This window comes from Planotetraspora sp. A-T 1434 (genome assembly GCF_025420585.1).
In the GTDB taxonomy this organism is placed as follows: domain Bacteria; phylum Actinomycetota; class Actinomycetes; order Streptosporangiales; family Streptosporangiaceae; genus JAOEGB01.
Genome location: NZ_JAOEGB010000017.1, coordinates 20,218 through 32,852, shown reverse-complemented (window position 1 = coordinate 32,852; position 12,635 = coordinate 20,218). Strand labels below are relative to the sequence as shown.

Here is a 12,635-nt window from a genome sequence, read left to right as displayed (position 1 = left end):
TTCAATCAGTAGTTGACTACGCACCGTGCCTTGGGGGTCTACTGACCGCGCAAATCCGCCAATAGCCCTGGGAGATCGTCGGGCTTGACCAGCACCTCGCGCGCCTTGGAGCCCTCGCTCGGCCCCACGACGTTCCGGCTCTCCAGCAGGTCCATCAGCCGCCCTGCCTTGGCGAAGCCGACCCGGAGCTTGCGCTGGAGCATCGAGGTCGAGCCGAACTGCGTCGACACGATCAGCTCGGCCGCCTGCACCAGCAGGTCGAGGTCGTCCCCGATCTCCTCGTCGATCTCCCTCTTCGCGGCGGCCGGGGCGGCCACGTCGTCGCGGTACTCCACCTGCATCTGCGCCTTGCAGTGGGCGACGACGTCGGCGATCTCCTTCTCCGAGACGAACGCGTTCTGCAGGCGCATCGGCTTGCTCGCGCCCATCGGCAGGAACAGCGCGTCACCCTGGCCGACCAGTTTCTCCGCCCCCGGCTGGTCGAGGATGACCCGGGAGTCGGCCAGGGACGAGGTGGCGAAGGCCAGCCGGGACGGCACGTTGGCCTTGATCAGGCCGGTGACGACGTCGACGGACGGCCGCTGCGTCGCGATCACCAGGTGGATGCCGGCGGCGCGGGCGAGCTGGGTGATGCGGACGATCGAGTCCTCGACGTCGCGGGGGGCGACCATCATGAGGTCGGCCAGCTCGTCGACGATCACGAGCAGATAGGGGTAGGGCTGGTAGACCCGCTCGCTGCCCGGCGGTGGCACGAGCTTGCCCGCCCGGACGGCCTTGTTGAAGTCGTCCACGTGGCGGAAGCCGCTGGCCGCCAGGTCGTCGTACCGCCGGTCCATCTCGCCCACGACCCATTCGAGGGCCTCGGCGGCCTTCTTAGGATTGGTGATGATCGGCGTGATGAGGTGGGGGATGCCCTCGTAGGTGTTGAGCTCGACCCGCTTGGGGTCGACGAGCACCATCCGGACCTCGTCGGGCGTGGCCCGCATGAGAATCGACGAGATCAGCCCGTTGATGCAGGTCGACTTGCCCGCGCCGGTCGCGCCCGCGATGAGGATGTGCGGCATCTTGGCGAGGTTGGCCACGATGGTGCGGCCCTCGACGTCCTTGCCCAGGCCCACGATCATCGGGTGGTGGTCGGCCTGCGCCACCTGGGAGCGCAGCACGTCGCCCAGCGAGACGAGGTCCTTGTCCGTGTTCGGGATCTCCACCCCGATCGCCGACTTACCGGGAATTGGCGACAAGATCCGGACGTCAGCGGATTTAACGGCATAAGCGATGTTCTTGGTGAGAGCCGTGACCTTCTCCACCTTGACCGCCGGGCCCAGTTCGATCTCGTAACGGGTGACCGTGGGGCCACGGGTGAAGCCGATCACCTGGGCGTCGATGCCGAACTGCTCCAGCACGCTGGTCAGCGCGTTCACGACGACCGTGTTGGCCTTGGTCTGCGGCTTGGGCGCCGTGCCGGCCCGCAGCAGCTTCGCGTCCGGCAGCGTGTACGGCCCGGCCTGCGGGGACAGCACGAGCTGCTCGACCTTGCGCGGCGCGGGGGTCGGCAGCGGCGGCTGGGGCGGGGCCTTCGCCTCCTCCGGCTCCGGCAGGTCCGGCGAGTCCGGCAGGGGGTCGTCGTCGGACAGGCCGGGGACGATCTCGGGCGAGTGCTCCTTGAGCACCGGAGTGTCGTAGGGCTTGACGTGGTCGCCGACCTCGCGCTTGCCGTCTCCCGCCGGCTTCTTCGACCGCTTCTTCGGCGTGCCCGCCGGCTTCGGCTCGCCGCCCTCCTGGTGGAACAGCATGTGCTGGATCTCGGCCAGCCGCTCCGGGATCCGATGGACCGGGGTCGCCGTGATCACCAGCACGCCGAACCCGGAGAGCAGGAGCAGCAAGGGGATCGTGATGAAGGCGGGCAGGATGCTCGACGGCGGAGCCGACACGATGAAGCCGAGCATGCCGCCGGCCGCCGACACCTTGTCCATGCCGTCGTTCGCCCCGCCCGACGGGTAAGGCGTGCCGTGCGCCACGTGGACGATGCCGAGGATGCCGACGAGCAGCGCCGTCCAGCCGATCCCCATCCGGCCGGTCTCGGCGTTCTGGTCCGGGTGGCGCAGGAGCCTCCAGGCGAGCAGCGCGAGCAGGACGGGAACGCACCAGGTCAGCGACCCGACCGTGCCGCGCACGACCGCGTCGACCACCTGCGCGACGCCGGTCTTGGTGTCCCGCCAGGTCATCGTCGCCAGCACGATCGCGCCCGCCAGCACGGCGAGGCCCGCTCCGTCACGACGGTGCACCGGGTCGAGGTCGCGGGCCCCCTGCCCGAGGGCCCGGGCCGCCGCTCCCATACCGTGGGCGAGCAGCAACCACAGGCCGATGACGAGCTTGCCGATCATCAGGAAGACCCAGCTGATCGGGTCCTGGCCGGTCGCCACCGGCCGCTTCGGCGCCGGCCGGGTGGCGCCCCTGCCTCGGGCCGCGGGGCGCTTGGTGGTGCGCGGCGCCGGGCGCTTCCCTGGAGTCGGGCGCTTCCCTGAACCGGGTCCGGACGTACGGGTGGCCATGATGCCGAAGGTACCTGGGAGGCCGGGAGATATCGGGAAGACTCGCCGAAGCCGGTGCCTCTACACTCGTTGTTGCATACAGCGTGACGATATTTCATTACATGGAACGCCTACATGAAGAGCAAGGAGCGGGTCGTGGACGTCGTGGTGATGGGTGAGCCTCTGGTGGAGTTCTCAGCGGCGGCGGCCCTCGACGTGGCGGACGTCTTCGACCTCTCGTTCTCCGGCGACGCGCTCAACGCGTCCGTCGCCGCCGCCGCGGCGGGCGCCCGCGTCGCCCTGGTGACCCGCGTGGGGGCCGACGAGTTCGGGGAGCGCCTGATCCGGTTCGCCGCCGCCCGCGGCGTGCGGACCGGCTGGATGACCAGAGGCGAGGGGTCCACCGGGGCCTACGCCGTGGGCGCCGATCCCTCGGGCCAGCGGGCGTTCGCCTACATGCGCGCGGGAAGCGCCGCCTCCCGCATGGGCCCGGCCGACGTCGACCGCTCCCCCATCTCCGAGGCCGGCGTCGTCCTGCTGTCCGGCATCACGGCCGCCCTCTCCGAGTCGTGCGCGGAAGCCGTACGGCACGCGGCGAAGGCGGCCACCGGGAAGGTCGTCTACGACCCGAACTTCCGCTCCCGGCTGACCACTCCCGAGGCCGCGCGCGCCGTCCTGGAGGCGGTGGCGCCGCACGCGGCCCTGATCGTTCCCTCGTGCCCCGGGGACAGCGGACCCCTGTTCGGCACCGACGATCCCGAGCAGGTCATCCGCGCCTGCCTGGATCTGGGGGCGCGGGCGGTCGCGGTGACGCGGGGACCGGAGGGCGTGCTGCTCGCAACGGGGGACAGCACGCCCCAACCGGTCCCCGCGATCCCGGCCAAGGACATCGTCGACCAGACCGGAGCAGGGGACGCCTTCGCCGGCACGCTCGCCGGATGGCTGGCCCGCGACGGGGACCTGCTCCAGGCCGTCCGGGCCGGCACGGCCGCCGCCTCGATCTCCCTTCAGGGCCGGGGCGGGACGGGCCGCGTCGCCACCCCGGCGGAGATCTGCGCCCACCTCGGTCTCAGCGCCATATAGTCGCGATCAGCGCCAGCCCTTCCGGCGGGCCTTGCGCTGGGCGTCGTAGAGGTTGGGCGGCACCACGGAGGTGTCGCCGTAGCTCTCCAGCCGGCTGTTGAGCGGTCCGGCGAAGTCCGGCTTGTCGATCTGGCCGAAGTCGCGGACCTCGGAGATGCCGACGGTCGCCGAGCACGGCGCGACCCCGTCGATCTTCACGCATCCGGCCCGCTGGTTGACCACGGTGACGTTCCAGTGCGCGAACCGGGCGCCGTACAACGGTCCCGCGTCGGCGCTGCCGCCGTGGGCCCCGTCGTTGTCGATGACGACCTGCGTACGCACGTTGCCGAACGGCAGGCCGCGGTGGGAGTCGAACGTCCCGTTGTCCATGCGGCCGTTCGACCAGACGTTTCCGCTGGACAGGCCCTCGACGTTGATGCCGTGGTGATTGGCGCCCGGGGCGAGGGGCACGGTGGCCTCGTCGAGGGCGAAGTCCTCGAAGAGGTTGTCATGAGACTGCTCCCGGCAGGCGTGGGAATGATGGCGCATCCGCCCGCCGACCCGTGTGCCGCGCACGGTCGTGTTCTTGGCGCACGTGAGGATGATCCCGTTGTCGCTGTTCTCCACGACCACGTCGTCGGCCCAGCAGTTCCACGCGCACTGGAACAGCAGGCCGTTGAACCCCTTGTCCTTGAGGTGTTTCTGCTGGGGGACGAGCGGCAGCCGGATGGTGATCCCCGCGACGCCGGCCTCGTAGATCACCGGTCCGGTCGTGGTGAGCCGGGTCCGCCAGCCGGCCCGGATGTCCAGCGGCAGTGGCTGTTCGAGCTCGATCCTGTTGCCGTCGATGCCGGTGATGAGCACGGGCCAGACGTAGGGCCGGTAGGAGACCAGTTTGGTCTTGTCGGTCCAGACGTAGCTCGCCGTTCCGGGGATGTCACCGCACATGTGCTTGAGCAGGCCGTACTGGTCGTCGTCGTCGATCTTCAGCAGGACCCGCATTCCGGGTTCGAGATGGCCCGGGTCGTCCACCGTCACGGTGAAGTCGCCGCGTGAGGCGGTGGTGGTGACCGTCGCGAGGGTCTCGTCCCCGGTCCAGATCTCGGGAGCGCGCATCGTCGCCCGGATCTCGTCCACGAGCGCGTGGTAGCGGTCCCGGTGACTGACCCAGACCAGGCCGCCGGTCCAGCTCCAGGCGGAGTCGTCACGGGTGATCGGGCCGAACCGGCTGCGGTGGACGCCGATCACGTCCTCGAGGTGCCAGGTCGGCTGAATGATCGTCTCCGCGCTTCCGTCACCGCGCAGGACGACGCCGTCGTACCCGACGAGGATCACGTCGTCGGTGCGGTAGACGCCGGCCGGCAGGAGGACGGTGCCCCCGCCACGGCGGCCGACGTCCTCGATGGCCCGGTTGATGGCCGGGGCGGCGTCCGCCGAGCCGTCGTTGGCCGCTCCGTAGTGGAGAACGTTCGCCCGGACCGGCGGGTGCGGATGCTTCTCTCCCCCGCGGTAGCCCGCCCAGGCGACGTTGGGGATCTGCGGATGAGTGAAGGGCGTCCGGAGGAACTCCGCCCAGAGCGGGGACGTGTCCGTGCTCGCGTAGGCCCTGCCGGGGAAGCCTCCGACGAACGGGACGGAGGCGGCGCCGATGGCGGCGGCCCGGAGGAAACTGCGGCGATCGAAGGAGTCTGCGGCCATGAGCGGCTTCTCCATTTCATAAGGCCGAATGTTGTTCCATGTAGAGAAACACCGCAGACGCTATTTCGGGCCCGTGATCTCGTCAAGGCCCTCTTCACAACGAGATCGGCGAGATGTGCGCCCTCCTCGGCCTCAGCACCATGTAGACGACGGCGGAGACGAGGAACCCGACCTCGAACGCGATGTCGCCGACCTCGGGAACCCGGTCGGGCACCAGGCCGACGTACCGCTCCTGGTTGGAGAACAGCCACACCGACAGCACCACTCCGGCGATCATCGCGATGGGGCCGGCCCAGTTGGTGTGCCGCCGGTCGAACAGGAGCGGCTGGACGTCCTCGTTCCGGCGCAGGTACCAGTCCGTGAGCACGACCCCCAGCCACGGGCCGATCCAGTACGCGATGACCAGCAGGAACGCCTCATACTTGTGCCCGGCGTCCTCCAGACCCGACAGCGCCACGAGGAATCCGGCCACGCCGCAGGCGAGCGCGACGAGCGCCCGGCGCATCCGGAGCGGCAGCCGTACGCCGAGGGCGAGCAGGGACATCGCCCCCGAGTAGACGTTGAGCGCGTTGGCCGAGATGGCGCCGAGGGCGATGGCGAGCAGGGTCAGGTTCGCCACCAGGCCGGGCAGGTGCCCGGTGAAGGCCGTGGTGGGCTGCCCGAGGGCGTCACCGCCGATGGTCGCGGACGCTGCCCCCACGACCTCCAGGACCGTGCAGGAGACGAACACCCCCAGCCCCGCCGACAGGCCGACCGCCCGCTTGCTGGAGTCCGCCGGAAGGTAGCGGGTGTAGTCGGCGGCGTAGGGGTTCCAGCCGGCCGCGTACCCGAACGAGGCCCCGACGGCCAGCAGGAAGCCGCCGAGCGCTCCCCCATTGCCGGGGTGGCCCGGGTGGCCCGGGTGCGCCTTCGACAGGATGACGACCGAGGCCACCGCGAAGATCACGGCGAGGACCGGGAACGCGTATCGCTCGAACGCCTGGACCAGGTTGTGCCCGAAGAACCCGAGCGCCACCATGGCGGCGACCACGATGACAAGGCACAGCCAGGTCGGCATCCCGGTCAGCGTGTTGAGGGCCAGCGCGCCACTCACGCTGTTCACCGCGAACCAGCCGATGCCCGCCGCCACCGAGTTGAACGCGGACGGCAGCACGTTGCCCCAGTAGCCGAAGGGCGCCCGCCCGAGCACCATCTGCGGGACGCCGGCGGACGGCCCCCGGGCGGAGAGCAGGCCGTGGGCGACCGCGCCCAGGCCCGTCCCGGCCACGACGGCCAGGACGGCCTGCCAGAAGCTCAGCCCGAATGCCGCCACCGCGAGCACGCCCAGGAAGACCGTGGCGAACTCCAGGTTGGGCGACATCCAGGTCCACAGCAGTTGGAGCGGCCTGCCGTGCCGCTCCGAGAGGGGGATGAACTCCACGCCGCCGGGCTCGACCGCGGCCACCCTGTCGCCGTACTCGCCCTCCCGTACGGCTCGATCCGTGATGGTCATACGGTGATCGCCCTCAGCTTCTCGAGCAGATAGTCGGACGCCCGCACGGGCGGGTAGGTCGCGGTGCCGACCGGAAGCGACTCCACGCTCGCGTCCGGGTCGCACTCGTAGAAGAAGATGAGCGACACGAGCTCCTCGTCCGGGGCGCCGGCGTCAGGCGGCAGAACGCGGTGCCGGTTGGAGCACCAGCGGTCGCCGGTCCATCGGGCCAGCAGGTCGCCGATGTTGATGGTGAACGAGTCCTCCGCGTAGGGCGCGTTCACCCATTCGCCGTCCACGTAGACCTGCAGGCCGCCGACGCCGGGCTGGCGGTCGAGGATCGTCACCGTGCCGAAGTCGGTGTGCGGGCCGATCCGGAACTGCCCCGGCTCCGGCTCGCCGACGTGCGACAGCGGCGGATACCAGTTGATGTTCATGGTGTACGACGGGTGCCCCGCCCGAGAGGTGAAGAAGTCGTCGGCCAGGCCGAGCGCGGCGGCGCAGATCACCAGCAGCTCGTCCGCGAGCGTCCGCATCCGCTCCAGGTAGCCGACCAGCAGCGGTTCGAGCTCGGGCACCTCGGCCGGGTAGACGTTGCTCAGGAACCAGACGTCGTCCAGGGACGGGACCCCGAGCGGCTGGTCGGCCCCGACGGCGAAGGTCTCCTTGAGGTCGGGCGGCGTGGGCGTCCCCTCGGCGTAGCCGTTGGCCTCCACCCCCGGCGGCAGCCATCCCCGCTCGCCCACCGTGGCGGCGTACCGCTCCTTCGTCTGGTACGGCAGGGCGAAGAACCGCTTCGCGGCGGCCCGGACGTCGGCGCGCAAGTCGGCCGGGACGCCATGGCCGGTCACGAGCAGGAACCCGACGGCGCTGAGCGCGGCGTCCACCTGCTGCGCGACCCTTCGCCTGTCCGTGTCGTCGCCATGGAACCAGGGCGTCAGATCGATGGTGGGAACACTGCCGGATGGCGGGCTCGACGGGGTGGCTGGGCTCGATGGGCTGGGTGGGCTCATTACTCGCTCCCTGGGTGGTGCCTATGACCCGATGTCCTCGTTCCACAGCTCGGGACGGGCCGCGATGAACTCGGTCATCAGCTCGGCGCACTCGCCGGAGTCGAGGACGTGGACCTCGACGCCGGCGTCGGCCAGCCACTCGTGCCGGCCCATGAACGTGCGGCACTCGCCGACGACCAGGCGGGAGATGCTGAACTGGCGGATCAGGCCGCTGCAGTACCAGCACGGCGACAGCGTCGTGACCATGGTCGTGCCGCGGTAGCTCCGCTGGCGGCCCGCGTTCCTGAAGGCCGCCGTCTCGCCGTGGACGGAGGGGTCGCCGTCCTGGACCCGCCGGTTGTGACCCCGCCCGAGCAACCGCCCGTCGGCGCCGAACAGCGCCGCCCCGATCGGTATGCCGCCCTCGGCGTATCCCTTCCTCGCCTCCTCAAGGGCGATTTCGAGCATGGCGCGATCGTCGAGCCGTTCAGTCATCGGCGGGCCTCCCGGCTTCCACTATCCGCTGCTACGGCCGCCCGGAAAAGGCCTCAGGCACGCCCAAAATGGGCAGTTTCTCCCAGGTGCGAAGCCCGTAACACGGGCGACACGCGTGGCCGCGCCGGCGGCCCGATCACCCCCGAACGAGGGGACTCGACGCGCCGAGGGCCACCGAGACCTCCCGGGCCGCGGCGACGACCTCGGCGGCGAAGCCCTCCAGGTCGTCGCGGTCCATGTCCATCACCAGGGCCGAGATCGAGATCCCGCCGAGCACCCGGCCCGTGTGGTCGAACACGGGCGCGGCGACGCATCGCAGGCCCGGCACGTTCTCCTCGTCGTCGATGGCGTAGCCCACCGCCCGGACCTCGGCCAGGTGCGCCACCAGCGCCTCCACGTCGGTGAGCGTGTTCGGCGTGAGCCGTACCAGCCCGGTGTGCCCGGCGATCTCGCGGACCTCCGCGTCCGGCAGCTCGGCCAGGATCGCCTTGCCGATCGCGGTGCTGTGGAGGCGCAGGCTCATCCCGACCCGCGAGGGCATCTGGTACGGCCTGCGGCCCTCCAGCTTCTCGACGTAGACGGCCTCGTCGCCGTTGCGGATGGCGAAGTGCGTGGTGTAGCCCGTGCGCTCGTGGAGGGAGCGCAGCGCCTCCCCCGCCTGTCTGGCGGGGTCGAACCTGGTCATCACCCGCCCCGCGAGGGTGAGGATGCGCGGGCCGGGCTCGTAACCACCGCTGCCGTCGGCCCGCACGAAGCCCCACTCCACCAGGGACTGCAGGATCCGGTGAACGGTGGACTTGGACACCCCGGTCGCCGCCGCGATGTCCGTGACGCGGTGGTGGTCGGCGATCGCCTCCAGCACCGCGAGTGCCTTGTCAATGGAACTTCCTTCGCGGACCACGTATGGAGCCTACTAGCGGGCCAGCCAGCCGCCGTCGACCGCGAGCAGGTGGCCGTTGACGTAGTCCGAGGCGGGAGAGGCCAGGAACACGGCCGCGCCCACGATGTCCTCGGGCGTCCCCCACCGTCCCGCCGGTATGCGGGTACGGATCGCCGGCTCTCTCTCGGGGTCGTCGCGCAGCGCTGACGTGTTGTTGGTCTCGATGTAGCCGGGGGCGATCGCGTTGACCTGCACCCCGCTCGGGGCCCATTCGACCGCGAGCGAGCGGGTGAGTCCCGCGACCGCGTGCTTGGCCGCCGTGTACCCGGCCACGTTGAGCCCGCCCTGGAACGACAGCAGCGAGGCGATCATGATGACCTTGCCGGAGCCGCGCTCCACCATGGGGGCGCCGACGACACGGGTGAGCTGGAACACCGAGTCCAGGTTCACGTCCATCACCGCCCGCCAGTCGTCGTAGGACTGGTCGAGCGCGGGACCACGCCGGATGATCCCGGCGTTGTTGACGAGCACGTCGATCTGGTGGGCGTCGAGCAGCTCCGCCGCGGCGCCGGGGACGTGGGACGGGTCGGACAGGTCGAGCACCCAGCGGTGCGCCTTGCCGCCCGCCGCCTTGACCTCGGCCTCGGTGTCCTCCAGGTCGTCGCGGTGGCCGTGGAGGATGAGGTCGGCGCCCGCGCGGGCGAGGCCGACCGCGAGCGCCCGGCCGATCCCCGTGCGGGATCCGGTGACGAGCGCCGTCTTGCCTTCCAGGGAGAACATCACCGCATGGCCTCGATCGCCACGTGCTCCATGTCGTCGAAGGCCTGGTTCTCCCCGCCCATGGCCCAGATGAAGGAGTAGCTCCGGGTGCCGAACCCGCAGTGCACCGACCAGCAGGGCGAGATGACGGCCTGCTCGTTGGCGAGCACCAGGTTGCGGGTCTCGTCCGGCCGCCCCATCAGGTGGAACACCCGGTGGTCCTCGGGAAGGTCGAAGTAGAGGTAGACCTCGGTCCGGCGCTCGTGGGTGTGGCACGGCATGGTGTTCCACATGCTGCCCGGCTGGAGGACCGTGACCCCGAGCACGAGCTGGCAGCTCTGGATGCCTTTCGCGTGGATGTACTTGTAGATGGTCCGCTCGTTCGACCCCTCCTGGGAGCCCAGGTGGGTCGGCTCGGCGTCGTCGAGACCTGCCTTCACAGTCGGGTGTTCGGCGTGGGCCGGGGTGGAGACCAGGTAGTAGGTCCCCCCCTCGAAGACCACGTCGCGAGAGCCCCGCCCCACGTAGAGGCACTCCTTGTTCCCCAGCTCGTACGACCGTCCGTCGACGGTCACGGTGCCCGGGGGGCCGATGTTGACGACGCCGAGCTCACGGCGCTCCAGGAAGTACTCCGACCGGAGCGGGTCGGGGGAGGGCAGCGCGACCGGGCCACTCGCCCGCACCCCGCCGAGGACGATTCGGTCCTCCATGGAGTAGACGAGCCGCACCTCGCCGGAGCCGAACAGCCCTGGCACGGCGAACCGCTCGCGAAGCCGTTCGGTCGTCATCCCGGGGACCTGGTCCGGCGCCGTCGCGTGCCGTACCTCCATCGCGCCCTCCATTTGGTTTCGCTACATGAAACAATCTGCTGCTACATCGAACACTCAATGGCCGCCGGAGGTCAAGGACGGCACTAGCGAGGAAGCGAAACCCCAAGAGGAGCGGAAGGACGAAGCGAAAGAGGAATCCCCGGCGTGATCACGCACAGACTCCCGGATAAGCCTTTGGGCGGCGCCGACGCCGAGCGTGATCATGCATAGGCTCCCAGACAAGCCCGCGACCAGCGCCACCCTCAGGCGTGATCATGCAAGGAGAGCGCAGCGCATGATCGCTATACGCAAACAGTCAGCTCAGGGCCATCCCGGGGAATGTGTGCATGATCACGCCCGAGGGTGGTGCCAAGCCTCACGCCCGAGGGTGGTGCCAAGGCTCACGCCCGAGGGTGGTGCCAAGGCTCACGCCCGGCGTTTACCCCGAGGCTCACGCCGACGTTTGCCCCGGGGTTGGCGGCAAGGTTAGGGGCGCAGGCGGCCGTCCACCCGCTGGGGCACTCCGAGCGGGTTGTCGTCCCGCACCTCCGCCGGAAGCAGCCCCGCGGGCCAGTCCTGGTAGGCCACCGGGGTGAGCCACCGCTTGATCGAGGCGGCGCCGACCGAGGTGTGAGCGGCGTTGGTCGTCGCCGGCCACGGCCCACCGTGGTGCATGGCCCAGCAGACCGCGACACCGGTCGGCCAGCCGTTCCAGATGAGGCGTCCGGCGATCCGCTCCAGCACCGGCGTGAGGTCGTGGGCCTCCCGCGGGTCGGTCGAGTGAAGGGTCGCCGTCAGCGATCCCGGGAGCCGTCGCAGCACCGCCGGGAGATCGGATGAATCTCGATATTTCACGATGATTGCGGCGGGACCGAAACACTCCTCTCCCAGCTCCGGAAGTCCGTCGGCGAAGACCTCCAGGTCGGCCGTGAAGACCTGGGGCGTCACCGCACCCGCCCCGATCTCCGGACCGCCCGTCGCCGCGCTCCCCGTGGCCAGGACGGACAGCCCGCCGCCGGACTCGGCCCGCTCGGCCAGCCGTCCGACCGATCGCAGGTAGCCGTCGCGGATCTTGGCGGTGAGCATCAGGCCGCCGCTGGTCGCCGCGACCGCTTCCCGGATGGGCTCCTCGAATCCGTCCGGCACGAAGACCAGGCCGGGATTGGTGCAGAACTGGCCGACGCCCAGCGTCAGCGACGCCGCGAAGCCGGACGCGACCGCCGACGGGTCGGCGGAGGGGAGCACGACGACCGGGTTGACGCTGCCCAGCTCCCCGTAGAACGGGATGGGGTCGGGCCGCTCGTCGATCAGGCCCTGGATGGCCTTGCCGCCCGCCAGCGACCCGGTGAAGCCCACCGCCGTCACCAGCGGGTGCTGGACCAGCGGCGCGCCCGCCTCGAAGCCGTGCACGAGACCGAGCAGGTCCGGGTCCGGCAGGGCCTGCCGTACGACCGAGGCGGTCAGGTCAGAGGTCTCGGGGTGGCCCTCGTGGGCCTTGACCACGACCGGGCAGCCCGCGGCGAGGGCCGAGACCGTGTCGCCTCCCGCCACGGAGAACGCGAACGGGAAGTTGCTGGCGGAGAAGACCGCGACGACCCCGATCGGGTGGTACATCCGGCGCACGTCCGGCCGCGGCGGGGTCGCCCCGGGATCGGGATGGTCGATCACCGCCTCCACGTGGCCGCCGTCACGGATCACGTCGGCGAACAGCCGGAACTGCGACGCCGTGCGGGCGATCTCGCCGCGCAGCCGCACCTCCCCGAGGTGCGTCTCCGCGTGGGCCACCGGCCACAGCTCGTCGGCGTGCTTCAGCAGCACGTCGGCCACGGCCTCCAGCACCTGGGCGCGCTCCTCGGCCGGAGTGGCGCGCCACCTCGCGCCCGCCGCCGCGGCCCGTTCCACCGCGTCTGTCACGGCGGGATTCACACTCGAAGTCAT

The 12,635-nt window shown here is 70.6% G+C and carries 10 protein-coding genes; 1 reads left to right on the top strand and 9 read right to left on the bottom strand.

Going from position 1 to position 12,635, the window contains the following annotated elements; all coding sequences use genetic code 11:
- Positions 1 to 38: 38 nt before the first annotated feature.
- Positions 39 to 2,552 (bottom strand): DNA translocase FtsK, encoded by a 2,514-nt coding sequence (locus N5079_RS21940; RefSeq protein ID WP_261585842.1) that lies wholly within the window; start codon positions 2,550 to 2,552, stop codon positions 39 to 41.
- A gap of 114 nt (positions 2,553 to 2,666) precedes the next feature.
- Here N5079_RS21940 and N5079_RS21935 point away from each other — a divergent pair, with 114 nt between their 5' ends.
- A complete protein-coding gene (locus N5079_RS21935; protein ID WP_261585841.1) occupies positions 2,667 to 3,614 on the top strand; it encodes a sugar kinase in 948 nt (315 codons plus the stop codon).
- 6 nt (positions 3,615 to 3,620) lie between these two features.
- On the opposite strand, the gene N5079_RS21930 is transcribed toward N5079_RS21935, so the two are convergent.
- The 8 genes from N5079_RS21930 to N5079_RS21895 all read right to left on the bottom strand — a co-directional run bounded on the left by N5079_RS21930 (position 3,621) and on the right by N5079_RS21895 (position 12,635).
- A complete protein-coding gene (locus tag N5079_RS21930) occupies positions 3,621 to 5,291 on the bottom strand; it encodes a glycoside hydrolase family 55 protein (RefSeq protein WP_261585840.1) in 1,671 nt (556 codons plus the stop codon).
- Positions 5,292 to 5,385: 94 nt separating this feature from the next.
- Positions 5,386 to 6,783, bottom strand: a complete 1,398-nt coding sequence (locus N5079_RS21925; RefSeq protein ID WP_261585839.1) for a purine-cytosine permease family protein — start codon at positions 6,781 to 6,783, stop codon at positions 5,386 to 5,388.
- Positions 6,780 to 7,775 (bottom strand): isopenicillin N synthase family dioxygenase, encoded by a 996-nt coding sequence (locus N5079_RS21920; protein ID WP_261585838.1) that lies wholly within the window; start codon positions 7,773 to 7,775, stop codon positions 6,780 to 6,782. The genes N5079_RS21925 and N5079_RS21920 overlap by 4 nt, the downstream gene beginning before the upstream one ends.
- A gap of 21 nt (positions 7,776 to 7,796) precedes the next feature.
- Positions 7,797 to 8,249, bottom strand: coding sequence for a nucleoside deaminase (locus tag N5079_RS21915; RefSeq protein WP_261585837.1), 453 nt, complete (start codon positions 8,247 to 8,249; stop codon positions 7,797 to 7,799).
- A gap of 136 nt (positions 8,250 to 8,385) precedes the next feature.
- Positions 8,386 to 9,150, bottom strand: a complete 765-nt coding sequence (locus N5079_RS21910; protein WP_261585836.1) for an IclR family transcriptional regulator — start codon at positions 9,148 to 9,150, stop codon at positions 8,386 to 8,388.
- Between the two features lie 12 nt (positions 9,151 to 9,162).
- On the bottom strand, positions 9,163 to 9,909 hold the full coding sequence (locus N5079_RS21905; protein ID WP_261585835.1) for an SDR family oxidoreductase: 747 nt from the start codon (positions 9,907 to 9,909) through the stop codon (positions 9,163 to 9,165).
- Positions 9,909 to 10,718: a 5-dehydro-4-deoxy-D-glucuronate isomerase gene (gene kduI / locus N5079_RS21900; protein WP_261585834.1), complete on the bottom strand. Its 810-nt coding sequence runs from the start codon at positions 10,716 to 10,718 to the stop codon at positions 9,909 to 9,911. The genes N5079_RS21905 and kduI overlap by 1 nt, the downstream gene beginning before the upstream one ends.
- A gap of 465 nt (positions 10,719 to 11,183) precedes the next feature.
- A complete protein-coding gene (locus N5079_RS21895) occupies positions 11,184 to 12,635 on the bottom strand; it encodes an aldehyde dehydrogenase (NADP(+)) (RefSeq protein WP_261585833.1) in 1,452 nt (483 codons plus the stop codon).

Excerpts from the sequence above, each read along its gene's own strand:
- N5079_RS21940 (WP_261585842.1), bottom strand. The coding sequence starts at position 2,552 with ATGGCCACCCGTACGTCCGGACCCGGTTCAGGGAAGCGCCCGACTCCA.
- N5079_RS21935 (WP_261585841.1), top strand. The coding sequence starts at position 2,667 with ATGAAGAGCAAGGAGCGGGTCGTGGACGTCGTGGTGATGGGTGAGCCT.
- N5079_RS21930 (WP_261585840.1), bottom strand. The coding sequence starts at position 5,291 with ATGGCCGCAGACTCCTTCGATCGCCGCAGTTTCCTCCGGGCCGCCGCC.
- N5079_RS21925 (WP_261585839.1), bottom strand. The coding sequence starts at position 6,783 with ATGACCATCACGGATCGAGCCGTACGGGAGGGCGAGTACGGCGACAGG.
- N5079_RS21920 (WP_261585838.1), bottom strand. The coding sequence starts at position 7,775 with ATGAGCCCACCCAGCCCATCGAGCCCAGCCACCCCGTCGAGCCCGCCA.
- N5079_RS21915 (WP_261585837.1), bottom strand. The coding sequence starts at position 8,249 with ATGACTGAACGGCTCGACGATCGCGCCATGCTCGAAATCGCCCTTGAG.
- N5079_RS21905 (WP_261585835.1), bottom strand. The coding sequence starts at position 9,909 with ATGTTCTCCCTGGAAGGCAAGACGGCGCTCGTCACCGGATCCCGCACG.
- kduI (WP_261585834.1), bottom strand. The coding sequence starts at position 10,718 with ATGGAGGTACGGCACGCGACGGCGCCGGACCAGGTCCCCGGGATGACG.
- N5079_RS21895 (WP_261585833.1), bottom strand. The coding sequence starts at position 12,635 with ATGACTTCGAGTGTGAATCCCGCCGTGACAGACGCGGTGGAACGGGCC.